General features: G+C 69.2%; 25 protein-coding genes and 1 tRNA gene. 9 read left to right on the top strand and 17 right to left on the bottom strand.

Annotation, left to right across the window (positions count from 1 at the left end; genetic code table 11):
• Window positions 1-7: 7 nt before the first annotated feature.
• Window positions 8-778 carry an adenylate/guanylate cyclase domain-containing protein gene (locus LG391_RS11880; RefSeq protein ID WP_225768222.1) on the bottom strand — a complete coding sequence of 257 codons (771 nt, stop codon included), beginning with the start codon at window positions 776-778 and terminating at the stop codon, window positions 8-10.
• 208 nt (window positions 779-986) lie between these two features.
• Here LG391_RS11880 and LG391_RS11885 point away from each other — a divergent pair, with 208 nt between their 5' ends.
• Complete coding sequence (locus tag LG391_RS11885) at window positions 987-1,463, top strand: Rid family hydrolase (protein ID WP_225768223.1); 477 nt, start codon at window positions 987-989, stop codon at window positions 1,461-1,463.
• Window positions 1,464-1,467: 4 nt separating this feature from the next.
• Here LG391_RS11885 and mak read toward each other — a convergent pair whose 3' ends face one another.
• From mak to LG391_RS11905, 4 genes are all read right to left on the bottom strand, one after another.
• Window positions 1,468-2,373 carry a fructokinase gene (gene mak / locus LG391_RS11890; RefSeq protein WP_225768224.1) on the bottom strand — a complete coding sequence of 302 codons (906 nt, stop codon included), beginning with the start codon at window positions 2,371-2,373 and terminating at the stop codon, window positions 1,468-1,470.
• Between the two features lie 99 nt (window positions 2,374-2,472).
• A complete protein-coding gene (infC, locus tag LG391_RS11895) occupies window positions 2,473-3,009 on the bottom strand; it encodes a translation initiation factor IF-3 (protein ID WP_225769339.1) in 537 nt (178 codons plus the stop codon).
• Entirely contained in the window at window positions 3,002-5,017 is a 2,016-nt protein-coding gene (thrS, locus tag LG391_RS11900; protein WP_225768225.1) for a threonine--tRNA ligase, read from the bottom strand. Before thrS ends, infC begins: the two co-directional genes overlap by 8 nt.
• Window positions 5,018-5,104: 87 nt before the next feature.
• On the bottom strand, window positions 5,105-6,100 hold the full coding sequence (locus LG391_RS11905; RefSeq protein ID WP_225768226.1) for a lysophospholipid acyltransferase family protein: 996 nt from the start codon (window positions 6,098-6,100) through the stop codon (window positions 5,105-5,107).
• A gap of 196 nt (window positions 6,101-6,296) precedes the next feature.
• Between LG391_RS11905 and LG391_RS11910 the strand changes: the two genes are divergently transcribed.
• Both LG391_RS11910 and LG391_RS11915 read left to right on the top strand, forming a co-directional pair.
• On the top strand, window positions 6,297-7,019 hold the full coding sequence (locus LG391_RS11910; RefSeq protein ID WP_225768227.1) for a glycosyltransferase: 723 nt from the start codon (window positions 6,297-6,299) through the stop codon (window positions 7,017-7,019).
• Entirely contained in the window at window positions 7,016-8,029 is a 1,014-nt protein-coding gene (locus tag LG391_RS11915; protein ID WP_225768228.1) for a mitochondrial fission ELM1 family protein, read from the top strand. The genes LG391_RS11910 and LG391_RS11915 overlap by 4 nt, the downstream gene beginning before the upstream one ends.
• On the opposite strand, the gene LG391_RS11920 is transcribed toward LG391_RS11915, so the two are convergent.
• The 10 genes from LG391_RS11920 to LG391_RS11965 all read right to left on the bottom strand — a co-directional run bounded on the left by LG391_RS11920 (window position 8,030) and on the right by LG391_RS11965 (window position 18,464).
• Complete coding sequence (locus LG391_RS11920; protein ID WP_225768229.1) at window positions 8,030-8,938, bottom strand: hypothetical protein; 909 nt, start codon at window positions 8,936-8,938, stop codon at window positions 8,030-8,032. It lies immediately after the preceding gene.
• Window positions 8,939-8,956: 18 nt separating this feature from the next.
• A complete protein-coding gene (locus LG391_RS11925; RefSeq protein ID WP_225768230.1) occupies window positions 8,957-9,853 on the bottom strand; it encodes a hypothetical protein in 897 nt (298 codons plus the stop codon).
• A gap of 47 nt (window positions 9,854-9,900) precedes the next feature.
• Window positions 9,901-10,872, bottom strand: coding sequence for a hypothetical protein (locus LG391_RS11930; protein ID WP_225768231.1), 972 nt, complete (start codon window positions 10,870-10,872; stop codon window positions 9,901-9,903).
• Window positions 10,841-12,379 (bottom strand): MBOAT family protein, encoded by a 1,539-nt coding sequence (locus LG391_RS11935; protein ID WP_225768232.1) that lies wholly within the window; start codon window positions 12,377-12,379, stop codon window positions 10,841-10,843. Before LG391_RS11935 ends, LG391_RS11930 begins: the two co-directional genes overlap by 32 nt.
• 103 nt (window positions 12,380-12,482) lie before the next feature.
• Window positions 12,483-13,370 (bottom strand): hypothetical protein, encoded by an 888-nt coding sequence (locus LG391_RS11940; protein ID WP_225768233.1) that lies wholly within the window; start codon window positions 13,368-13,370, stop codon window positions 12,483-12,485.
• Window positions 13,363-14,220 carry a hypothetical protein gene (locus tag LG391_RS11945; protein ID WP_225768234.1) on the bottom strand — a complete coding sequence of 286 codons (858 nt, stop codon included), beginning with the start codon at window positions 14,218-14,220 and terminating at the stop codon, window positions 13,363-13,365. The genes LG391_RS11940 and LG391_RS11945 overlap by 8 nt, the downstream gene beginning before the upstream one ends.
• A 331-nt stretch (window positions 14,221-14,551) precedes the next feature.
• The gene (locus LG391_RS11950; RefSeq protein ID WP_225768235.1) at window positions 14,552-15,472 is read right to left on the bottom strand and encodes a hypothetical protein; all 921 of its coding nucleotides are present in this window, start codon (window positions 15,470-15,472) and stop codon (window positions 14,552-14,554) included.
• Window positions 15,473-15,640: 168 nt separating this feature from the next.
• Window positions 15,641-16,387, bottom strand: coding sequence for a hypothetical protein (locus LG391_RS11955; protein ID WP_225768236.1), 747 nt, complete (start codon window positions 16,385-16,387; stop codon window positions 15,641-15,643).
• Window positions 16,388-16,396: 9 nt separating this feature from the next.
• Entirely contained in the window at window positions 16,397-17,611 is a 1,215-nt protein-coding gene (locus LG391_RS11960) for a glycosyltransferase family 4 protein (RefSeq protein ID WP_225768237.1), read from the bottom strand.
• Between the two features lie 73 nt (window positions 17,612-17,684).
• The gene (locus LG391_RS11965; protein ID WP_225768238.1) at window positions 17,685-18,464 is read right to left on the bottom strand and encodes an arginine deiminase family protein; all 780 of its coding nucleotides are present in this window, start codon (window positions 18,462-18,464) and stop codon (window positions 17,685-17,687) included.
• Between the two features lie 141 nt (window positions 18,465-18,605).
• Between LG391_RS11965 and LG391_RS11970 the strand changes: the two genes are divergently transcribed.
• A tRNA-Ser gene (locus LG391_RS11970) sits at window positions 18,606-18,698 on the top strand.
• A 63-nt stretch (window positions 18,699-18,761) separates the two neighbouring features.
• Here LG391_RS11970 and LG391_RS11975 read toward each other — a convergent pair.
• Window positions 18,762-19,106 carry an NADPH-dependent FMN reductase gene (locus LG391_RS11975; protein ID WP_225768239.1) on the bottom strand — a complete coding sequence of 115 codons (345 nt, stop codon included), beginning with the start codon at window positions 19,104-19,106 and terminating at the stop codon, window positions 18,762-18,764.
• A 273-nt stretch (window positions 19,107-19,379) separates the two neighbouring features.
• On the opposite strand from LG391_RS11975, the gene LG391_RS11980 reads away from it, so the two are divergent.
• Both LG391_RS11980 and LG391_RS11985 read left to right on the top strand, forming a co-directional pair.
• Window positions 19,380-20,687, top strand: a complete 1,308-nt coding sequence (locus LG391_RS11980; protein WP_225768240.1) for a calcium-binding protein — start codon at window positions 19,380-19,382, stop codon at window positions 20,685-20,687.
• A gap of 213 nt (window positions 20,688-20,900) precedes the next feature.
• Window positions 20,901-21,371, top strand: a complete 471-nt coding sequence (locus tag LG391_RS11985; RefSeq protein WP_225768241.1) for a GFA family protein — start codon at window positions 20,901-20,903, stop codon at window positions 21,369-21,371.
• An 8-nt stretch (window positions 21,372-21,379) separates the two neighbouring features.
• Here LG391_RS11985 and LG391_RS11990 read toward each other — a convergent pair whose 3' ends face one another.
• Window positions 21,380-21,715 carry a hypothetical protein gene (locus LG391_RS11990; protein ID WP_225768242.1) on the bottom strand — a complete coding sequence of 112 codons (336 nt, stop codon included), beginning with the start codon at window positions 21,713-21,715 and terminating at the stop codon, window positions 21,380-21,382.
• Window positions 21,716-21,958: 243 nt separating this feature from the next.
• Between LG391_RS11990 and LG391_RS11995 the strand changes: the two genes are divergently transcribed.
• The 3 genes from LG391_RS11995 to LG391_RS12005 all read left to right on the top strand — a co-directional run bounded on the left by LG391_RS11995 (window position 21,959) and on the right by LG391_RS12005 (window position 23,893).
• Window positions 21,959-22,375: a hypothetical protein gene (locus tag LG391_RS11995; protein ID WP_225768243.1), complete on the top strand. Its 417-nt coding sequence runs from the start codon at window positions 21,959-21,961 to the stop codon at window positions 22,373-22,375.
• 74 nt (window positions 22,376-22,449) lie between these two features.
• Window positions 22,450-22,827 (top strand): hypothetical protein, encoded by a 378-nt coding sequence (locus LG391_RS12000; RefSeq protein WP_225768244.1) that lies wholly within the window; start codon window positions 22,450-22,452, stop codon window positions 22,825-22,827.
• 652 nt (window positions 22,828-23,479) lie between these two features.
• The gene (locus LG391_RS12005) at window positions 23,480-23,893 is read left to right on the top strand and encodes an SRPBCC family protein (protein ID WP_225768245.1); all 414 of its coding nucleotides are present in this window, start codon (window positions 23,480-23,482) and stop codon (window positions 23,891-23,893) included.
• Window positions 23,894-23,949: the final 56 nt, after the last annotated feature.

Consider the following 23,949-nt stretch of genomic DNA (forward strand, 5'->3'; position numbering starts at 1 on the left):
CGAAGCGCTACTTGCCGCCGGCGTTCTCAGGCCGGCCCCAGAGTAGAGTCCGCAGGAGCGGCCAGAACAGCATGAAGGCGAACCAGAGAGCCGGCCATCGAACCCAGAGGTAGTCCGGACTCGTCATCAGGTTGATGACCAGGAGCAGGGCCAGGATCAACAGGTAACCCAGCAGACGGCGCCGGAAACCGTCGAAGGGCGAAGATTGCTGCGGCACCTCGGCCGGAGGCGCCATCGATCCCACTCGCTGCGCGTCCGGCCCGATCCGCAGGGCATAAACCCGCACCGGATCGGCGATGTTCTTCATCGCCCGAGGGCCGAGATCGGCGAAGCCGATCTCGATCCGTCCGCGCACCTGGTCATAGACGGCGCCCGACAAGCAAATGCCGCCGGGCTGAGCCAGTGCCTGCAGTCGGGCCGCGACGTTGACACCGTCGCCCAGCAGGTCGCCGCCATTGACCACGACATCGCCGAGATTGACGCCTATGCGCAGCCGCATGCGATCGTCCTCGGGCTGGCCCTCAGCCCAGACACCGAGCTTGTCCTGGGCCGTGATCGCGGCCTGCACCGCGGCCAGCGCGCTGGGGAATTCGGCCAGAAGCCCGTCGCCCGCCAGGTTGAAGACACGGCCGCCCTGTCCTTCGATCGCATTCCGCAGGATACCGCGGGCTTCGTCGAGCCGGGCCAGCGTGCCGGTCTCGTCGCGCCCGACCAGCCGCGAATAGCCGACCACATCGGCGCAGAGGATGGCGGTCAGACGGCGTTCCGGCTGGGACATGGGTCTCTCGCGGCGGGTCAGGGGCAGATCATACTGCACCGCGGGCCTCGCCGCGAGCCCTCTATGAACATTTCATGAACATAAACCTATTCCCGCGGCCCTCGCCGGCCCATCAGAATTCTGTAATCATCACTTCATAAATCGCTTGACCCACAGGACGGCCTCAGCCAGAAATTCTGTACTATCTATTACAGAATAGGAATCACCCATGGACGTCCATGCGGACATTCGCGCCGTCGCAACCCGCACCGGCATGGTGGCCATCCCGGCCGGACTGCAGGCCGATGTCGACCAGTTCCACTACGCGCCGGCGCGCCGGGCCGGGGATTTCGTCTTCCTGTCGGGCATCGTCGCCTGCAGCCGGCAGCCGCAGCCCCTGGATGCGGAGCGCTTTCGCGAGGAGCTGCGCCGCGTCTTCCGGCAGATCGAGGCCCTGCTGGGCGCCTGCGACGCGCGCCTCGAGGACGTGGTCGAGCTGCAGATGTTCCATGTGTTCGGCAGCGGCCGGCTGGCGCTGGACAAGGCCGGGCAGCTGGCGGCGATCGCGGCGGTGCGGGACGAGTTCTTTCCCGCCCCCTATCCCGCCGCGGTCGAGCTGGCGGTGGCGGAGTTGAATCCGGATGGCGGCCTGGTCGAGATCAAGGCGACCGCCTTCGCGCCGCTGGGATCGCGGGACGACCGGTAGCCGGTCAGCCGGTCTCGCCCTGCCGCCACAGCCAGGCGGCGCCGCGGACGCCGCTGCTGTCGCCGTGCTTGGCCTTCAGGATCGGCGTGGCGCATTCCCGGCCGAACACGATCGGCGGCAGGCGCCGCGGCACCTCGTCATAAAGGCGCGCGACGTTCGACATGCCGCCGCCCAGCACGATGGCGTCGGGATCGAGCAGGTTGACGACATGGGCCAGTCCGCGGGTCAGCCGGCTGATGTAGCGCTCCAGCGTGGCCGAGGCGTCCGGGTCCCCCGCCTCGGCCCGCGCCACCACCTCGTGGGTGGAGATCTCCTGCCCGGTCACCCGGACATGGTCCTTGCCGAAGCCGGTGCCGGAGATCCAGGTCTCGAGGCAGCCCTGCTTGCCGCAATAGCAGTCCGGGCCCGGCAGCTCATCGGGCGTGGCCCAGGGCAGCTGGTTGTGGCCCCATTCGCCGCCCACGCCGTTGCCGCCGCGATGGGCGCGGCCGCCGACGGCGATGCCGGCCCCCGTGCCGGTGCCGATGATGACGGCGAAGACCAGCCCCAGCCCCGCCGCGGCGCCGTCGGTCGCTTCCGATACCGCCAGGCAGTTGGCGTCGTTCTCGCAGCGCACCTCGCGGCCGAGCGCGGCGCTGAGATCCTTGTCGAAGGGCTTGCCGATCAGCCAGGTGGAGTTGGCGTTCTTGACCAGGCCGGTCTGGGGCGACAGCACGCCGGGCATGCCGACGCCGACCGTGCCGCGCTGGCCGACCGCGGATTCGACCGCGCCGACGAGGTCGCGGATCGCCTGGACCGTGCCCTCATAGTGGCGCGGCGTCGGGATGCGCTGGCGGTGCAGCTCCGTCCCGGCATCGTCCAAGGCGATCGCCTCGATCTTCGTGCCTCCGAGATCGACGCCGATCCGCATACCCGCCTCCGCCCATCACCAAGCCAAAAGGACCATCACGCCAGAAAAAGGGCCCCGCACCAGGCTGCGGGACCGCACCGTCCGCATGCGCGCCCGCGGCTATTTCGCCGCGAGCACCATGATCATCTGCCGGCCTTCCATCTTCGGCATCTGCTCGACCTTCGACAGGTCCTGCAGCTCGTCGCGCACCTTGACCAGCACGTTCATGCCGATCTCCTGGTGCGCCAGCTCACGCCCGCGGAAGCGCATGGTCACCTTGACCTTGTCGCCCTCCTCGAGGAAGCGCCGCGCGCTGCGCATCTTCACGTTATAGTCATTGTCATCAATGTTCGGGCGGAGCTTGATCTCCTTGACATCGATGACCTTTTGCCGCTTTCGCGCCTCGTTCTTCTTCTTCTGCGCTTCGAATTTGAACTTGCCGTAATCGAGAATCTTGCAGACCGGCGGCACGGCGTTGGGCGAGATCTCGACCAGATCCAGCCCGGCCTGCTCCGCAGCCCACAGCGCCTCGCGCAGGGGCACGACGCCGATCATCTCGCCATCCGCACCGACCAGCCGGACCTGGGCCGTGTCGATCTCGCGGTTCACCCTCGGCCCTTCGCGGGTCGGCAGGGCATTCGTGGGTAGTCTAGCTATGGATAGCCTCCGTCAATTGCTGCGCCCCCGTCTGCACCTCCCCCCTCGTGGATGTCAACGGGGATCGCGCCTCTTCCACAAGTTTATGAAGCGCCTCGCCCAGGGCAAGGACTTCCTGCGCCTCGCCGCCCAGGCGGCGCAGGGCGACGCTCCGGTTCTCCGCCTCGCGCTTCCCGACCACGAGCATCAGCGGCACCTTCTTCAGGCTGTGCTCGCGGACCTTGTAGTTGATCTTCTCGTTGCGCAGGTCGATCTCGGCGCGGATGCCGGCCTTCAGCAGCGCCGCATGCACCTCCCGCGCATAGCCGTCGGCCTCGCTGGTAATGGTCGTGACCACCGCCTGCACCGGCGCCAGCCACAGCGGCAGCTTGCCGGCATAGTTCTCGATCAGGATGGCGATGAAGCGCTCCAGCGACCCCAGGATCGCCCGGTGCAGCATCACCGGCCGGTGCTTCGCCCCGTCCTCGCCGACATAGGTGGCGTCCAGGCGTTCCGGCAGCACGGAATCGAACTGCAGCGTGCCGCACTGCCAGGTCCGGCCGATCGCGTCGGTCAGGTGGAACTCGATCTTCGGGCCGTAGAAGGCGCCCTCGCCCGGCAGCTCCTCGAACTCCAGCCCGGCCGCCACCAGGGCGTCGCGCAGCGCCTGCTCGGCGATGTCCCACTGCTGGTCCGACCCGGCCCGCACATCGGGGCGCAGCGCCAGTTTCACCGCCACGTCCGGGAAGCCGAGGTCGCGATAGACCTCGTACTGCAGGGCGATGTAGCGCGCCGACTCCGTCACCGACTGCTCGACGGTGCAGAAGATATGGGCATCGTCCTGGGTGAAGGCCCGCACCCGCATCAGCCCGTGCAGCGCGCCCGACGGCTCGTTGCGGTGGCAGCTGCCGAACTCCGCCATCCGGATCGGCAGGTCGCGGTAGCTGACGATGCCCTGCTTGAAGATCTGCACATGGCAGGGGCAGTTCATCGGCTTGATGCCGGCCAGCCGTTCCGGCGAGCCGTCCTCCTTCTGGCCGATCGCCACCTTGAACATGTTGTCGCCGTACATGTCCCAGTGGCCGGACGCCCTGAACAGGCTGGAATCGACCAGCTGCGGCGTCTTCACCTCGACATAGTCGGCCCGGGCCAGCTTCTCGCGGATGTAGTTCTCCAGCGTCCGGTACAGGGTCCAGCCCTTCGGATGCCAGAACACGCTGCCGGCCGCCTCCTCCTGCAGATGGAACAGGTCCATCTCGCGGCCCAGCTTGCGGTGGTCGCGGCGCTCCGCCTCCTCCAGCTGGTGCAGATGGGCGTCGAGCTCCTTCTGGTCGCGCCAGGCGGTGCCGTAGATCCGCTGCAGCATGGCGTTGCGGTGGTCGCCGCGCCAATAGGCGCCGGCCACCTTCATCAGCTTGAAGCCCTGCCCCACCCCGCCGGTCGTCGGCATGTGCGGGCCGCGGCACAGGTCCAGCCATTCGCCCTGGCGGTAGATCGAGATGGTCTCGGTCTCCGGCAGGTCCTGGATGATCTCGGCCTTGTACTTCTCGCCCTTGTCCTTGAAGAACTCGATCGCCTCGGTCCGGTCCCACACCTCGCGGGTGAAGGGCGCGTTGCGGGCGATGATCTGCCGCATCTTCGCCTCGATCTTCTCCAGATCGTCGGGCGTGAACGGTTCGTCGCGGGCGAAGTCGTAGTAGAAGCCGTTCTCGATCGCCGGGCCGATCGTCACCTGGGTGCCGGGATACAGCTCCTGCACCGCCTCGGCCATGACATGCGCGGCGTCGTGCCGGATCAGCTCCAGCGCCTCGGGCGAGCTGCGGGTGACGATGCCGATCTTGGCGTCGCGGTCGACCACGGTCGCCAAGTCGACGAGCTTCCCGTCCAAGGTCATGGCGATCGCCGCCTTGGCCAGGCTCTTGGAGATGTCCGCGGCGATGTCGGCGCCCGACATCGCACGGTCATACTGCCTGACCGCGCCGTCGGGCAGGGTGATGGCGATGCCGCCAGGGCTCGACACCTCGGCCATTTGTCTATCCACGTTCTTTCGTCCGGAGAGGGCGAGGCACTGTAAGGGGCAGGAAAGGCCTGTCAAGCGGCCCGGACGGCAGCCGGCTCATGCCGCCTGCGACGGCGAGGGCTGGCGCATCACCCGCGGCGGCTTGATCGGCCGCTTCGGGGTCAGGCGCCAACGCTTGTGCAGCCACAGCCACTGCTCGGGCCGGGCGCGGATCCAGCCTTCGACCACGCGGTTCAGCCGGATCACGCCCTCCTCCACATCGGCCTTGCGGTCGCCGGTGCGGGGGATGTCGAGCGGCGGGTCGATCACCGCGCGGTAGCGGGCGCCCGTCGTGCGCTCCACCCGCATCGGCAGCAGGGCGCAGTTGAAGTGGTAGGCCATCTCGACCGCGGCGGGCGAGGTCAGCGCGTCCTGGCCGATGAACGGCACCTTCAGCCCGCCGGTGTAGCGCTGGTCGACCATGACGCCGAGCACCCCGCCGTTGCGCAGGATGCCGAGCGCCCGGCGGGCGTCGTTGCCGGCCATGCGCTTCTCCAGCAGCTCGGATCCCAGCGACAGCCGCACGCCGCGGACCAGGCGGTCGACCAGCCGGTTGTTCAGCGGCCGGACGAAGATGCTGAGGGGCGCGCCGTGCCGGGTGGCCACGATCGGGCCGGCCTCCCAGTTGCCGTAATGGGCCAGCGCCATGATCACCGGCCGGCCGTCGGCCCGCGCGGCCTCGTAGTTCTCGGCGCCCTCGACGATGATCCGGTCGGCCCGGCGCGTCTCCGCCCGGCCCAGCGCCCGCAGATGCGGATACTCGCCCATCACCCGGCCGAGATTGTCCCACATGCCGGCCAGGATCCGGCGCCGCTCCGGCGCCGTCAGCTCCGGCATCACCAGCTGCAGGTTGCGGTCGCCGTGCCGGGTGGCGCCGATCCGCATGCCGATGGTCCGCGCTGCCCAGGCGCCGATGTTCGAGGCCATCTCGATCGGCACGCAGCGCAGCAGCCCGTAGGCGCTGTAGGCCAGGGCCGCCTGCAGCGGATGCACCACATATGTCCGCACCAGGCGCGGCCACGCCTTCCGCAGTGGTTTCAGTCTGTCGCGCAATCCGCTCATCGGAGGAAATCGGGGGATCGGGATTCGTTCAACGCCGAAATTGGGAATGTTGCCGGACAAAGGCAAGTTCGAGACGGGTGAAGGGAGCCATGCAGGGATGGCCGACCCGCCGGGCGCGGCGGCACGTCGCTTGAGCCGGACCGGACCCGCATGCTAACTCGGCGGTCGAGCGAACGGAAATATCTCGATGGTCAATGTCATCTGCGCGAAATGGGGCCCGAAATACGGGCCGGAATACGTCAATCGGCTGAAGTCGATGGTCAGCCGCAACTTGGCGCGGCCGCACCGTTTCGTCTGCTTCACCGACGATCCGACCGGGCTCGCGCCCGAGGTCGAGCATTTCCCGATGCCGGTCCTGCAGGTGCCGGAGCCGCACCGCAACCTGCCCTGGCGCAAGGTGACGCTGTTCGGCCAGCCGCTCGGCGACCTCGAGGGGCCGACGCTGTTCCTGGACCTCGACATCGTCATCGTCGACAGCCTGGACCCGTTCTTCGACCATCCGGGCCGGTTCTGCGTGATCCACAACTGGACCCATCCGGACCGCCGCGTCGGCAACACCTCGGTCTACCGTTTCGAGATCGGGGCCCATCAGGACGTGCTGGACAACCTGGTCGCAAACCACCGCCAGATCTTCGCGCGCTACCGCAACTCGCAGACCTATGTCTCCGACCACATCGGCGACATCACCTGGTGGCCCGACGCCTGGTGCCGGAGCTTCAAGAAGCACTGCATGCCCGGCGGCCCGTTCGGCCTGTTCAACTGGTTCATGACCCCGCGCCGCCCCGAGGGGGCCCGCATCGTGGTGTTCCATGGCGACCCGAAGCCGGAATACGCGATCAGCGGCCATTGGCCGGGACGCTGGTCGAAGCATGTGCGCCCCACCCCCTGGGTCGCCGAGCATTGGGGTTGACCGACCCGGCCGACAGCCCCGCGCTCCGCTGCTGGATCGTCAGCGAAAGCAAGGCCGGCACCATCGCCCAGTGCCGCGGCGTGGCGGAGAAGCTGGGCGTCGCGGCCGAGACGCGGCTGGTGCAGCGCCCCGATCCGGCGAAGACCGGGCTGGCCCGGCGCCTGAACCGCCGCTGGACCCATATCCGCAACGTCCATCTGAACCGGATCCGGCCGCCCTGGCCGGATCTCGCGATCTCCTGCGGCCGCCAGGCGGAGCCGGCGGTGATGGCCGCCACCCGCCGGTCCGGCGGGTCGATCTTCACCGTGCATCTGCAGATCCCGACGGTCGGTTTCGACCGGTTCGACCTGTGCTTCGTCGGCCGGCACGACTGGCGGCCGGAGTTCGACGGCCGCGACGACGTGCTGCCGATGGTGGGGTCGCCGCACCGCGTCGACGCGGCGCTGGTGGCCGGTCATCGCGCGGCGGCGGAGCAGCGCTTCGGCGCCCTGCCCGGCCGCCGGGCGGCGGTGATGATCGGCGGCCCCAACCCCGGCTACGGCTATTCCGCCGACCGCATCGACGCCATCGTCGCCCAGCTGCGCGGGCTGCAAGCCGAGGGGTGGAGCCTGCTGGTCACGACCTCGCGCCGCTCCGACCCCGCCGTGCTGCCGCGGCTGCAGCAGGCGCTGGCCGGCGACCGCGGCTTCGTCTGGGATCGCACCGGCGAGAACCCCTATTTCCAATTCCTCGCGATCGCCGATGCCGTGCTGGTGACGGTGGACTCGATCACCATGACCTGCGAGGCGGCCTCGACCGGAACGCCGGTCTTCTCGATCCCGCTGGACGAGACGCCCGGCCCCTATCTCGGGAAGTTCCACCGCTTCCATCGCGACATGCAGGAGACGCTGGGGGTGACCCGGCCCTTCACCGGCACGATCGAGCCCTACGCCTACACGCCGCTGGACGAAGCCGGCCGCATCGCCGGAATCATCCGCGACCGCCTCGCCGCCCGGCGGCCGGGGCGCTGATCAGCTCTTCCAGCGCGCCAGCCGGCGGCGCCAGCGCCGGCGGGCATGGTCCAGCTGCTCGCGCAGCACCCCGCGCGGCGTCACCGCCGCCGGCAGGGTGAAGGGCTCGGCGATCGCCTGCGGCACCCGGTCATGCGGCAGGTCCAGCAGCCGGGCGAAGGGCTCGCCGGTCGCGATCTCCTCCGGCGTCCACTGGCACCAGGCCAGGCGCTCGAACACCGGCTCGCGCTCCGGATAGGCCGGGTGGTCGACATCGGTGCCGCGCCGGCACAGCTCATGGCAGATCAGGGTCGGGCCGCAATAGAAGGCCGGCACTCCGGCGATCAGCCCCTTGATCGCGGCGGTGCTGGTCCAGGTCACCGTGCACCAGGCGCCGCACAACTGCTCGTCGAGCGGCACTGTGGTCTTGCGCGTCCGGCGCACCACCGGGCGCCGGGTCGGCAGGGTCAGGCTGTAGTCCCAGCCCTCCGGCATCCGCCGGAAATCCTGGTCCGCCCCCTTCAGCTTCTGGCCGATGATCAGGACATGCTCGCCGCCGCGGCTCCAATCCCGCATCGGCACGTCCCAGCTTCGCCACCGCTCCGGCCCGCCCGGCGGGAACCGCCCCTCCCCGTTCCAGCCGTCCAGCGCCACCTGGAAGAAGCGGCGCGAGCCGATCGGCGACAGCCAGCCATTCTCCATCACGATCGCGCGGCCGCCGACCGCCTTGATGGTGCGCAGGGCCGCCAGCCGGTCCGTGCCGAGGAAAGGCGACCAGCAGATCAGGACGTCGTCCGGGCCGGCGTCGCGGTCGGGCATGCCGATCGTGACCGGGCCGAGCCGGCGCGCCCCGGCCGCCACCTCGTCATAGGGCTTGACGTTGGTCTGCCCGGCGGATGGCGGGTCGCCGAGGACGATGAAGATGCGCATGCGCCGCTGACCCCGGCGTCAGGACATGCCGAGCCGGCGGCGGACCGGATGGTCCCCGGGCAGGCGCAGGGCCAGGTCGCGGACGCGGCCGAGCAGCGTGTAATGCGGTCGGACCGCCGCCGGTTCCTCGAGCCGCACCGGGGCGCCGTCATGCGGCAGGTCCAGCAGCCGTGCCAGCGGCTCCCCGGTCGCGATCTCCGCCGGGCTCCACTGGCACCAGGCGAGGCGCTCGAACACCGGCTGCCGGTCGGGGTAGATCGGCGCCTCGACGTCCAGGCCGGGCTTGGACAGCTCCGGGCACAGCGTGTTCGGGCCGCAATGGAAGGCCGGGATGCCGGCGATCAGGCCCTTGATCGCGGCCGTGCTGGTCCAGGTCACCGTGCACCAGGCGCCGCGCAGATCCTCCTCCAGCGGGCGCGCCGCGCCCGGCATCCGGCGCAGCACCGGCCGGCGGGTCTGGAGGCGCAGGCTCTGGGCCCATCCCGGCGGCATTCGCCGGGCGTCCCCGATCGACTGCGCCTTCTGGCCCAGGACCAGGACATGCCCGCCCTGCCGCCGCCAGTCCTGCAGCGTCACGCCCCAGGCCGCCCAGCGCGACGGCCCGCCGTCCGGAAACCGTCCGGTGCCGTTCCAGCCGTCGAGGGCGAACTGGAAATACCGGGTGCCGCCAGGTGGCGAGAGCCAGCCATTCTCGAGGATCACGGCCCGGCCGCCTGCCGCGCGCACATCGCGGACCGCCGCCCAGCGCTTGGACAGCCGGAACGGCGACCACGTGATCAGCACGTCCTCGGGCCCGAACCGCTCCGGCAGCTCCGCCGCGGCCGGCCCGAAGCGCTTGCAGGCGGCGATGCATTCGCGCCACGGCTTGCGGTCGCCCTGCGGCAGATAGACGAAGAAGCGAGGCGTCGATCCCATATTACAGATCGGTATCCGACAACTCGCCGAACAGGGCAAGCCTGTGCTCAGGTGCCCGGGCCGGAGACGGGACGGCGCCGGATTCCGACGCCCGTGCCCTCGATCGCCGCCAGGATCAGCGCCCGGTGGATCTCGCTGTATTGCGGCCGGCGAGACGGGTTCACGTGATCCTCGGAATCGCCGACATCGGATCGCGGCATGCAGACCGGGGTTCCCGCCACCGGGGTCAGTCCGGCCTTCCGGGCGGCCTCGGCGACGGCTGCGGAATAGCCCCGGGAGTCCGCGCATTGCGGGTTCAGATAGGGGCCGCTGGCGTAAAGGCAGGTCAGGCCCTGCTGCCGGCAGAAATCGCCGATGCGGCGCAGCGATGCCGCCGCATCCTTGCGCACCGCGTCGGGCGCATAGGTCCTGGGATAAAGCGGTCCGCCGAAGCGGGCCGGGTTCTGCGGCACATAGTCGATCCGGGCGATGGCGGGGTCGATCGCCTCTCCGATCGCCGCCGCCTTCAGCATCCCGGCCGGGATGTCCCAGGTCGCCAGGGAGGTCAGCATCTCCCGCGGCGGCACGTCGGCGAGGTCGCCCAGCGTCTCGGCGGTGTAGAGCGCGCCGGGCCAGGACGGCTTGCGCCGCATCATGTCCAGCGTCTGCATCACCACGACGACCCGCGGCCGGGCTTCCCGCACCGCGCGCCTGAGCATGTTCAGCGTGCCTTCGAAGCCATAGGTGCCGACCAGCGGCACCGACATGACCGAGAGGCCGAGCCGGCGGCTCCAGTCCCTTGCGTCGATGGCGTTGCCGAGCGAGCTGTCGCCGACCAGCAGGATGTCGACCTGCCGGGTCTCCTCGATCTTTTCGATCTGGTACCGCAGCAGCTCGGATTCCCGCCATTCCGACAGGCCGTTCTGCATGCCCCACAGCGACAGCGCGCAGATCGCGACCACCAGCGCCACGGCGGCCGCGGCGCCGGTCAGCAGGTAGCGGCGCGCCTCAGAAGCGGAAATAGATGAATTCGGAGACATCGTTCAGCTTGAGGATGCAGGCGGCGAGCAGGAGGCCTATGGTGGCGGCGGCCACCGGATGCGGCCGCCACGCCGGGACGAGACGGCCGAGCGCCGGCGGCTCGATCCCGTCGGCATAGCCGCGGGTCGGCAGGCCGACGCCGTAGCGCCGGAACAGCGTCTGGATATTGGGCAGGCACAGGCACGCGGCAAGGCCGGCCGCCCCCGCCCCCAGGGACAGCCAGACATTCCACGCGACGCCCGGGTGCAGCGTGCCCAGGACCGTCTCCAGCGTCGCCGACGGGGCATAGTCCAGCGCCGGCGCGTGCAGATCCCCGGCAAAGCCGAACAGCCCGGCATAGATTCGGCCGGCGGTGGCGATGTCGGCGGCCCGGAACGGCACCCAGGCCAGGATCACCGTCGCCGTGGTCAGAAGCCAGGCCAGGGCGGCCGGCAGAGGCAAATGGAACCGGCTGGCCCGCCACGCCTGGCAGGCGACGATCAGCAGGCCGTGCAACGCCCCCCACAGGATGAAGGTGAAGCCGGCGCCGTGCCAGATTCCACCGAGCAGCATGGTGACGAAGACGTTGAGAGTGCGCCGCGCCGGTCCGCGCCGGTTGCCGCCGAGCGGGATGTAAAGATAGTCGCGCAGGAAGCGGGACAAGGTGATGTGCCAGCGCCGCCAGAACTCGACGATCGACAGCGACCGGTAGGGCGAGGCGAAGTTGATCGGCATCTGGATGCCGAACATCCGGCCGAGGCCGATCGCCATGTCGGAATAGGCCGAGAAGTCGAAATAGATCTGCAGCGCATAGGCGACCGCCGCCGCCCAGGCGTCGAGCAGCTCGGGCTGCGCCCCCTGCGCCGCGGCGTTGAACACCGGCGAGGCGATCAGGGCGAAGCTGTCGGCGACCAGCACCTTCTTGGCCAGGCCGATGGTGAAGATCGAGAGGCCGATCGCCAGATCGTCGAGCCGCGCCGTCCTGGCGCCGCTGGCGAATTGCGGGATCAGCTCGCGGTGGTGGACGATCGGGCCGGCGATCAGATGCGGGAAGAAGACCACGAACAGCGCGTAGCGCGGCAGCGGCCAGGGCTCGCCCTCGCCACGCGCGACGTCGACGAGATAGGCAATCTGCTGGAACGTGTAGAAAGAGATGCCGATCGGCAGGGCGATGTGAATCGCGATCGCGGGCCAGCCGAAAGCATCCGCCGCCGTCTGGGTGACGAAGCCGGTGTATTTGAAGACGAACAGGAACAGCAGGTTGCCGGCCACGGCCAGCCGCATCCAGGCCCGCCCGCGCGGCGTCAGGCGGTGCCGGTGGATCACCCCGGCGAGATGGTGGTTGAGAACGATCGCCGCGAGCAGCAGCAGCAGCTCGAGATGGGCGGAGGCGCCATAGAACACCAGGGATGCGGCCAGGAGGGCGGCAATGGCCCAGGACACCCCGGCAAAGCGGCGCGCCACCGTCCACAGCGCATAGGTCAGCGGCAGGAAGAGAAAAATGAAAGCGTAGGAATTGAACAGCATGGACGGCGGGAGACCTCGGACGGCCCGAGATCATCCGCCCGGGCGCCCTGACAACGCACAGATCGGACGATTGATCCGCCGGAACCGGCGATTCGCAAGCCTCCTATCCGATCAGGCGCTGGGCGATGCGGGCCAGCGGCTTGTGCCCCGCCACGGCCGCCCGCACCCTTCCGGCCACGGTCCAGGCGGACGGGACCGGATCGGGATCCATCAGGATCTCGGGCCGGCCGTCATGCGGCAGCGACAGCAGCCGCGCGAAGGGCTCGCCGGACCGGATCTCGTCCTCGGTCCATTGCATCCAGGCGTAACGGCGGAACACCGGCTCGCGGTCCGGGTAGATCGGATCGTCGACCTCGAGGCCGCGCCGCATCAGCTCGCCGCAATTGATGTGCGGTCCGCAATAGAAGGCCGGGACACCATGGATCAGCGACTTGATCGCGACCGTGCTGGTCCAGGTCAGCGTCGCGAAGGCCTCGTCCAGCTGCCGGTCCAGCGGCGTCTCGGTGAACCGGGTCCGCCGCACCACCCTGCGGCTGGTCCTGGGCGCGACGCTCTGCGCCCAGCCGGGCGGCATGGCGCGGGGGTCGAGATTGATCCCCTTCGGCCGCTGCTCCACCACCAGGATGCTGTCGCCGTCGCGCCGCCAGTCGCGCAGCGGCACGCCCCACGAGTCCCAGCGCCTGCCGTCGCCGGCGGGAAAGTCGCCGGTGCCGTTCCAGCCGTGCAGCGCGAGCTGGAAGTACTTCCGGCCCTGGATCGGGGACAGCCAGCCGTTCTCGCCGATGATCGCCCGCCCCCCCGCCGCCCGGATCTGGCGATAGATATCGCTGCGGAAGGTGCCGCGGAACGGCGCCCAGAGGATCGCGATGTCGTCCGGCTCGAACCGGGTCGGCGTGCTCATATGGACCGTGCCGAGGCGCGCCGCGCCTTCGGCGAGCGCCGCCCCGGGCTTGCCGATCGACACGCCCCAGAAGACAAAAATTCTAGCCATGCGTGCCGTCGCCGCGAGCCTCGGCATAGATGGCATGGGGCTGCTCGAGGTCGAGCGCGTAGTTCGCTTCGAGCGCCGAGGCCGCGCGGGAGAAGGCCGCCCCCTCCTTCAGCGCGCCCTTCGCCGACCAGATGAAGCTGTTCTCGCCGAACGCGACGTCGACGAGGCCGGCCGGCATGTGCTGCCACCGGATCCGCGGCTTGAGCCGCCGGCGGATGACATAGAGGTAGTAGATCACCGGCTGGTCGATATGGTCGCTGGGCCGCATGTGCAGCGCCTGCCATACGGCGGATGCCAGCTTCTCGCAGAAGCCGAGCGCCTCCTTGGAATGGCTGACGCCGACGGCGCCGGCCATCACCCGGCGCCAGACCCGGCGCTCGCCCAGCCGGAAATGCAGCGTCACGTCGGCCCGCTCGATCATCCTGAAGACTTGGCCCAGCGGCCGGCGGACGATGCCGTCGATGTCGACGCACAGGATCGGCGCCTTGCAGGCCAGCAGCAGATGATGCAGGACCAGGAACCGCGCCGCCGAGAAATAGACCGGCCCGGGCAGCGACAGCCGCCGGTAGGAATCGTCCTCCCATGTGAAGGACAGCCTCACATGGCACATCGACCGGCGCATCCGGTCGATGTGGTCGAGGGTTTCCTGGCTGGGGCCGTACAGATGGATATGGATGTGCAGCGGTTCGGCCAGCTGCTCGGCGGACAGGAGGAAGCTCGATGCAAATTTCTTGTAATAGCCGTCGTCACAGCCGCAGAACAGGACCCCCGGCGTCCCCATGTCCGGCGTATTGCCGCGAATTCTCAATCGATAGTCCTTCACGGCGGCTTTCGCCGGCGAGTCGGTCAAATTCTCCAGAAGAACAGAGAAGGACAATCGTCTTAAGAACCATCGGGACAATCTCTTGAGTGAATGACCGCTCATGACGTCTTGCCCGAAATCCCATTTCCTTTGACGCGGCGGCGATCGTCTGTCACCTCCCGCTGCGGGTGCACCCCTCACCGGCGGGCTTGCGGGACGAGAAATACCACACTGCGCCCGGCATCACATCCGCTTTGCGCCCCGCCGCCCGCACCGCACTTTGTGGCCCAACAGAAGGGCACGAAGATGGCAGGGCCAAGAACGTCATACGGTCTCCGCGGCAGCGCCGCCCATCCCGCAACCACCGGCGTCTTCCGGATCAGCCGGATTCGCGCCAATACGCCTCCTGCCGCTCCATGACCAGGTCTGCGACACGGCTCCTGCCGTGATCCTTCCGTCCGCCCTTGAGGTGGTCCATGAACCGGCCGAGGCGGGAGTTGATCAGCACATGCGGGACCTTGAGGCCGAGGCCTTCGGCGATGTCGTAGGACCTGTGGCCCCGGCGCTCGGTCTGCTTGCGGACGAGATCGAACAGGTAGGAGTCGTGGAACTCGTATTCGCGGAACATCTCGTCCCGGACGTAGAGCTGCTCGAATTCCGCGAGCATCTTGCGCGTCGCCGGATGGCTCAGATTATAGGCGACGAAGCCGCATTCGGAGTGGATGCGGCGGCGCAGATAGCCGACGAAGCAGTCGGCCGGAACGAACCCCTCGATCTCCTCCCGGCTCACATCGGCGAAGAAGCGGGTATCGGCGTCGATCCAGATCAGCACGTCGACGTCCGAGGCCGCGGCGGCGTGGAAGATCGCGAAGCTCTTATGCGCGAACCGCACCGCATTCCAGCGGTAGCCTTCCCCCCAGCGCTTCTCGCCGAGCTTGAAGCGCAGCCGCGCCAGATCATAGCTCAGCCGGAAGCGCGGCCGTCGCGTCAGCCCATGGGCCAGCGGGTTGTCGGCGTGGCGACGCTTGAACGCGGCCAATTCAGGCGAGCTGTCGATCAGGTCGCGCACCACGATCCGGCCGCCGGGAAGCCTGGGCGCGAAGCCTTCGCAATACAGCAGCAGCGGCACCTCGACCGGCCAGTGGCGATCGAAGCTCTCGACCATGCGCCGCCCATAGGCTTCATATCCTGCGGCGTTGCAGGTCGTGACCACAGCGAACCTGCGCCCTTGCCCCCTGGCAGGCCGAAAAGTCATCACGTGCGTTTCTTTATAAGAACATCCCCGGTTGGCGGCGAGCATAAAGGGTTCCACAAGTATCGGCGATATCAATTTTTGGCCGGTACCCTTAGACGATCGAAGTGTCGAACGGCCCGCCATCCCGCGAGAAAACGCGGGCCGACGGACGCGCCAGCCCTCCTCCGAAAACGTTCCCATGATCCGCGGCACGAGCAGGACTCGTCGCCGGCCTCACCCGCGGAGGGGCCTCGGCGTCGCCAGGACCGCGTCGTAGTCGGCCCGCTCCAGCCCCATCACCGCGCCGCCGCGGCCGGCGTTGCGCAGGATCCGGCCATCCGCCTCGAAGGCCCGGCGCAGGAGGCCGAACTCCTGCCGATAGATCTCGTCCTCGGGGCGGGCATACTGGTTCGTCTCGCTCTGCCCCGCCGCGTAGAAATAGGTGGTGGCCTGGGCGTAGTCGAGGTCGACGCCGAGGATGTAGGCCTCGGCGAACCCCATGTACCAGGCGATCTGGGCGGCGAACAGGATCACGGTCGAATCGTTGCCCAGCCCCTGCCAGGGGTGATGCCGGAAGCCCTGCTTGCGCAGGCCGCCACGATAGCTGGGGAAGGTCACCACCCGGTCCGCCGGCGGCCGGAATTCCGGCCGGGCGGCGATGGTGTCGCGCACCAGATAGGTCTCGACCGGCAGGGTCGAGACATCCGCCTTGATCCGGTCCCAGCCGCGCAGATCGCTGAGCACGTAATAGGGAATCGGCGCCGGCAGCCCGTGCTCCAGCGCCTTGTAGCCCTTCTTGACCACGAAGAACTGCTCGCCGGCCAGCTTCGACAGGTCGAAGTCGAGCAGCGACGGCGCGTTGCCGAGCAGGAAGCAGCGCTGGCCGCGATGGCGGTCCTTCAGCTGCATGATCCGGCGGGTGCGGCCGGGCGCGGCCAGGGCCCCGGCCAGGGCGTAGGTCTTGGCGAGCAGCGGCAGCATCGCGATCCCTCAAACCTCCGCCGCGGCAGGGGTGCCCAGCAGCTCCCGGTACACCGCCAGGGTCGAGCCGGTCATCGCCTCCCGGGTGTAGTGCGTCGCGACCGTCGCGATCGCACGCTCCGCCATCCATTCCCGCTCCTCGGGCGACAGCGACAGGGCGCGGTCGATCGCCGCCGCCAGGGCATCGGGATCGCCGGGCGGCACCAGCCAGCCGGTCTCGCCCTCGGCCACCACCTCGGGCGGGGCGCCGATATTGGTCGCGATCACGGGCCGGCCCAGCGCCATCGCCTCCACCACCACCCGGCCGAAGCCTTCGGGATCGGTCGAGGCGTGCACCACGACGTCGGACAGCATGTAGGCGGCCGGCATGTCGTCGCAATGGTCGACCAGCTGCACCACGCCGTTCAGCCCCTTCGCCGCGATCCTGTCGATCAGCTCCTGCCGGTAGCCGCTGCGGCCCTGGTCGCTGCCGACGATCAGGCAGCACAGGTCGTGCCGGCCGAGCCGGGCCAGCGCGTCGATCACCACGGTCTGGCCCTTCCACCGGGTCAGCCGCCCCGGCATCAGCACTACCGGCCGGTCGTCCGGCGCCCGCCAGGCGCGGGCCAGCTTGATCATCCGCTCGGCCGAGACCGCCTCGATCGCGAATTGCCGCAGGTCGACGCCGCGCGGAATGGTGCGGATCCGCGCCGGGTCGGCGCCATAGCTGTCGACGATGTAGCGCGCGACATAGTCGGAGATGGCGATCACCCGGTCGCCGCGCACCATGATCGAGTTGTACAGCCGCTTGGCGGCGTTGTGCTGGTTGTAGGGCGCGTGCACGGTGGTGACGAAGGGGACGCCCAGGCGCCGGCAGGCGGCGTGGGCGCTCCAGGCCGGGGCGCGGCTGCGGGCATGCACCAGGTCGACGCCGCGGTCGCGGATCACCGCCTCGAGCCGGCGGATGTTGCGCCAGATCGTGACCGGGTTCTTGCCGACGAGCGGCAGGGCGATGTGCTCCGCCCCGGTCCGCGCCAGATCGCGCAGCATGGCGCCGCCGGCCGAGGCCACCAGCGCCCTGCCCCCCGCCGCCTCGATCGCCGCGGCGACGTCGACGCAGCCGCGCTCCGCCCCGCCGGTGCCGAGCGCCGGCAGCACCTGCAGGATGGTGCGTCCGCGCAGGTCGACCGGGGCGGTCGGCGATGCGTCGGTCGCGGCGTCGGGCGGGAGAAGATGAGCGGTCACGGGTTACGAAAGGTCCGGTCGAAACGGGCGCGCACCCTACATCAGCGGCGAGGGGCGCGCCATTGCCGCAATATCAGGGCTTTCCCCACCGGAGCGACATGCAGGACAGGCCGGCGTCGAGCTTGCCGGTCTCCTCGACCTGCAGCGGCACCACGCGATAGCCGAGCCGGCCGAGCGCCTCGATGGTGCGGGGGAAGCCGGCGCCGACCAGGACCACGTCGTTGACCCTGAGGGCGTTGGCGGCCGCCTCCTCCCCCTCGGGCACGCGCACCACGCGCATGCCGGGGAAGAAGCCGGCCAGGGCTTCGGTCGCCAGAACGGTCTCGCCGTCGAGCAGCGAGCAGGAGGTCTTGAAGTGCAGCACGCCGGGCGGCGGCGTCACGATCTCCGCCTTGCGGCCGAGCTCGGCCAGGAGGGCCGCCAGGGCGCCGGCGCCGCGGGCATCGGTGCGGGCGGACAGGCCGATCATCACGGCGCGCGTCGTCACCAGCACGTCGCCGCCCTCGGCGAAGCCGGCCTCCAGCGCCAGCACCCGTTCGAAGCGGGCGGCCAGGGCCGGGGCGATCTCCGCCGCCTCGCCCAACCGCGACGGCGCGCCGGGGCGCAGCAGGATGGCGCCTTCGGGGAAGGTCAGCGCCGGGTCCTCGACGAAGACGGAATCGGGGAAGGCATCGAGCGGCGGCAGCACCTCGACCGCCACGCCCGCCTGCTCCAGCGCCGCGACATAGGCGGCGTGCTCGGCCCGGAACCGGGCGATGTCCGGCGTCCCCCGGTCGACGGCGCGCAGCCCGTCCACCGCGGACCCGGCGGGCTGGCGCGCCAGGGCGCGATCGAACCGGAACACCTCGGCCATCATTTTCTCCCGGTTTCCCTGTTTTGCGGGGCAGACTCTATCGCGTGGTTCGATGAGCTGCCATGCCCGAAACCTCGTGCATTTCACGCAAACGGCCGCTTGCCGAGCCCGACCCTCATCGCTATTGTCGGCGCCTCCAGCGGAGGGGTGGCCGAGTGGTTGAAGGCGCTCGCCTGGAAAGCGGGTATACGGTGTTGAGCCGTATCGAGGGTTCGAATCCCTTCCCCTCCGCCATCCTGCGGCTTCGGGTGGCAGGCCATCTGTAGAGAGGCCGGGCGAAGATCAGCGCCGTCCGCTCTACACCGCAGCCCCGACCCGCACCGTCCGGAGCGCCCTCGACCAGGCGACGACCTCCCTGAGCATCGCGGCCAGCGCCGCCTCCTGTTCGGCCGAGGGCGACCATGCCTCGGGATCGGTGAAGAGCGCCCGGCCGGAGTATTTCGAGAGCAGCACCTGCGTCCGGACCGTCGCCACCTTCACCTCGGCGAGCACGGGGCGGAGCTGTTCGCCCGCCCTCGCCGTGCCGAGCCCGCCATGGCCGACGAAGCCCGCCGCCTTCTCGTTCCATTCGCGATAGTGCCACCGGGCGCTTGGAGAGCGAAGTCGACGCTCATCGCCAGACCCGACGCAGCGCCGCCCCACCGGCCCGTCCCCGAAGCCGCCGCCTTCCTCCACAACAGAGCGCTGACAAGGTGTCTGCCGATTCGCGTCAGGAAACCTTGCCGTCAATTATAGGATTATTTATCTAAAAAGGATATTTTGCTTATATTTCATTTTCTTAGTCTAAATGGCAATTATATTTCCCAAACAAGAGTAAAAGAAAATTGGATTTTAAGTATCTCCAGTTCCTCGTTGAGATATCTCGGCTCCGGTGATCAGAATTTCTCGTTTTTCCGCGTTAACCGGAGACAGATCATGGCGAATTTCACGGGCACTGAAGGCGCAGATATTGTCCCGACACTGCTGATAGGCCCGGTCCAGGCGCTCGGTAACGACACGATCAACGGCTTGGGAGGCGACGACCTGCTCGCCGGCTATTCCGGCAATGACGTCATCAGTGGCGGCACCGGCGCAGACGTGATCATCGGCGGCATCCTCAACGTCGTCGGCGGCATCGGCGATATCCAGCTCTCCGGCGTCGACACGGCTGATTACTCGACGTCCGCTGCCCGTGTGGCCGTCCTGCTGTATGAAACCGGCAACCTCGACATCGATATCCTGGGCATCAATCTGGGCCTGACGGGCGTTACCACCGGCCAAGGTGGTGATGCCGAAGGCGACAGCCTGATCGGCATCACCAATCTCACCGGATCGGCCTTTAACGATTACCTGGGCGGCAACAACAACGAGAACACCCTCGTCGGCGGCGCCGGCAATGATGGTCTGGCCGGCGCCGCGGGAGCCGACGTCCTGGATGGCGGCGCCGGGACCGACATGGCGGACTACCTGATCTCGAACGCTGCGGTGAATGTCGATTTGGCTGCGGGCACCGCCAGCGGCGGCCATGCCGCAGGCGACACCCTGACCAGCATCGAGAACCTGCGCGGCTCCGCCTTCAACGACACTTTGACCGGCGATGCCGGCTCCAACCGCCTGTCCGGCGTGGACGGCGCCGATACGCTCGACGGCGGTGCCGGCAACGACCAACTGATCGGTGGTGCCGGGGCCGACGTTCTGATCGGCGGAGACGGCTTCGACTCCGCCCTGTACGACAATGCCGCCGCCGGCGTGACCGCCAGCCTGGCCGACGCCGCAGGCAACACCGGCGACGCCGCCGGTGACACCTATAGCGGCATCGAGAGCCTCTTCGGCAGCGCCTTCGACGACGTTTTGACCGGGAATGCCGCCGCCAACTACCTGATCGGCCTGGGCGGCGGCGACACCCTCACCGGCGGGGTCGGTGCAGACCGCCTTGTCGGTGGTGCCGGTGCGGACACCTTCGTCTTCTCCGCCGTCGCCGACTCCCGGGCCAAGATCGCGTTCGACCTGATCACCGACTTCTCCCAGAGCCAGAACGATCAGATCGACGTGTCGGGCATCACCGGCGGTTCCGGCAGCTTCATCGGCTCGGCGGCGTTCAGCGGCACAGCCGGCGAGGTCCGCTTCGTGGCGGGAGCCGACGAGACCAACGTCTATATCGACGCCAACGGCGATGGCTGGGCCGATGGGCAGATCCGCCTCCTCGGGTCGATCACCCTGACCGCGGGCGACTTCGTGCTCTGAACGATATCCGTGTCGTCAGCAGCCGATCGGCAACAGGCATCGTGATCGACCATGACGCCTGTCGCCGTCATCGACCGGGCCGGCCCCTCGGGGCCGGCCTCTTTCGTCGGTGAAGACCGTCACGAGATCCGCTCCAGCCACATCCGAATCCGGACCATCCGTCGTCGGGCCAGCCTATGATGTCGCCACTCCTCCTCATGACAGGAGGCTGAGATGAGTGATGTCCGGGACGGCCGCTGCGCCTGCGGATCCATCCGCTACCGTCTGCTCTCGCCGCCGATATTCGTGCATTGCTGCCATTGCCGCGACTGTCAGCGGCAGACCGGCAGCGCCTTCGTGCTCAACGCCCTGATCGAGGCGGACCGGGTCGAGCTGCTGTCGGGCGAGCCGGAACCCGTCGGCGTGCCGACCGACAGCGGCGAGCCGCATGTCATCCATCGCTGCCCCGCCTGCCGCACGGCGCTGTGGAGCACCTATGGCGGCCGCACGCAGATCCTCTTCGTCCGCGTCGGCACGCTGGACGATCCGGCGGCGCTGCCGCCCAACGTGCACATCTTCACCCGGTCGAAGCTGCCCTGGGTGATCCTGCCGGAGGGGGTGCCCGCCTTCGAGGTCTATTACGACCTGCAGACGCTCTGGCCCCGAGCCAGCCTAGAACGCCGGCGAGCCGCCCTGGGCGGCTGACCACCGCCTCAGGCGAAGGCCGGACGGGCGCCCTCGCCGAAGCCCCGGGGCAGCGCCGCGGCCGCCGGCATCGTGTCCGCCGGCACCGGGGCGAACAGCACGTCCGGGCGGGCCATCGCCCAGGCCTTGTCCTTGGCCAGCGCCGCCGGCCGGTTGTCGGTGCGGCACAGCATCAGCGCGCCGGACGGGTGCCGCCACAGGTCGAAGCCGAGCAGGTCGGGAAACTCGCGCAGCGCCGCCTGCAGCATCGCCGCCGTGCCCTCCGCCGCCAGCAGCCGCCGCGACAGGGCGTTGCGGTAGAGCTTCAGGCCATCCCGTTCCCGGACTTCCCGCGTGACCGCCATTTCCGGATCTCCTCCGTCCTGGGCCGCGCTGTCCCCGCGGCCGGCAGGAGAGAACATAGAGCGAACGGGAGGAGGAGTCCAGCAAAAGGAACATTTCGGGAACTGCCCTGCCCGCTCAGATCACCCCGCATCCCACACGGCGACCCGCAGGGAAACAAAAAGGATTTTTATCCTTACGGAAGGGTAAGTTGCCCGAATCCCATCAAGAGTCGATCGTCAGACTCCAACAGTCGGAGCATAGCCATGATGAAATATGTCGGATCTGTTTCGATTCTAGCCGTCGTTCTTGGGACTTCGGTGGCGTCCTGGGCATCTGCCGGATCTATGCCAGGCAATACTTCGCCCGGAGGGGGAAGCGCCCAACAGCAGGACCACCAGAGATTGCTGATCCTCGCCGGCAACGGGGGCAATGGCGGGAACGGCGGCAATGGCGGCCTCGGCGGACATGGCGGCAACGGCGGGAACGGTGGCAACGGCGGCAACGACAACAACGGCAACGACAACGGCAATCATGACGGGAACGGCAACGGCAGCAACGACGGCAGCGGCAACGGCAACAACGACGGGAACGGAAGCAACAGCAGCGGCGGCAGCGGCAGCGGCAATGGCGGGGACGGAGGCGACGGCGGAGACGGTGGCGGCGACGGCGGTGGAGACTGATCAGAACCCGATCTCATCCACGGGAAGGGCGTGACGGCACGCCCTTTCTCCCGGAACCATGATGGAGACCAGCGATGAAGGCCTGCCTGCCGATCGTTCTAGCCCTTCCCCTGCTTGCCGCGGCCTCGGCCGATGCGCAGACGACAACGGCGTCGCCGGCCGTGACGGCGCAGACCACGGAGGCGCTTCCCGAGGCCCAGCCGTCTCCCCCCGCCGTGTCCGGCCCGACCGGATCGTCAGCAGCCCCGGGCCATGATGCGACATCACGCAGCGCCGGGAACGGCGGCGCGGGCGGGGCCGGCGGGCATGGCGGCAACGGAGGGAACGGCGGCAACGGCGGGAATGGGGGAGCGGGCGGCAAGGGCGGTGCCCCCGGCCGGGGTGGCGCGGCCGGCGCCGGCGGGCTGCCGGGCCAGGATGGCCAGCCCGGCCAGGACGGATCGGGCGGCTGATCTGTCTGCAGCGATCGCGCAGCAAACCCATCACTCGAGGGAACAGATGGCGAAGCGAATGACGGCTTTGGCCGTGGCCGGGGTGCTCCTCTCGCTGCTTCACTCCGCGGCTTTCGCCGACCGGGCTCCGACCGCCGCCGTCCCCTCCCGGGGACACGATCGCGAAGCCGATCGCCCGGCGGATCTCCTGCGTGTCGCCGCCGGGAGTCCCGGACGGAATGGCGGACCGGGCGAGGATGGCGGCCCCGGCGGCCCGGGCGGCCCAGGGAGGATGGCGGTCGGGGCGGCAATGGTGGGCCGGGCAAGGACGGCGGCCCGGGCGGCAATGGCGGTGCAGGCGGATCGGGCGGGTCGGGCGGTAACGGGGGCGCTGGAGGCGACGGCGGCCCGGGCAGCGGCAGTAGCGACGGCGGCAGGGGCGGCGATGGCGGCCCGGGCGGAGCCGGTGGCAGCGGTGGGCACGGCGGCAACGGCGGCGACGGTGGCCCCGACGGCGGCAATGGTGGCGACGGCGGGGCCGGCGGCGATGGCGGTGACGGCGGGGATGGCGGCAGCGGCGGCTGAAGACCCGCGGGTTGTCCGTTCCGTTCAAGACAGGTGGGCGGCGAAGGCGCAGGCTGATGCGATCGCGCCCCCACATCGGATCAGCCCCATGCCGCAGCCGCTCCCCTCCCGCACCCTCAGCGTCTGGATCGACCGCGACCCCGACGCCGTCTATGCCTTCCTCTCGGTCCCCGAGAACTTCATGCAATGGGCCAGCGGCCTGGCCGCCTCGCTCAGGCGCGACGGCGACGGCTGGGTCGCCGAGACGCCGGAGGGAACGATGCGGGTGCGCTTCACCCCGCCGAACCCGTTCCGCATCGCCGACCACTGGGTGATCCCGACGAGCGGGCCTGAGATCTCCCTGCCGATCCGGGTGCTGGCCAATGGCGGCGGCAGCGAGGTGACGTTCCACCTGTTCCGCCTGCCGGAGATGGACGACGCCCGCTTCGCCCGCGACGCCGAATGGGTCGAGCGGGACCTGGCGACCCTGAAGCGGGTGCTGGAGGCCGGGCCGGGCGCATAGACGAACGTCGAATACGCCCCGCGACGACGCGACTGTTAAAGTTGCACGATAGCGCG

The sequence above is a fragment of the Inquilinus sp. Marseille-Q2685 genome (assembly GCF_916619195.1).
In the GTDB taxonomy this organism is placed as follows: domain Bacteria; phylum Pseudomonadota; class Alphaproteobacteria; order DSM-16000; family Inquilinaceae; genus Inquilinus.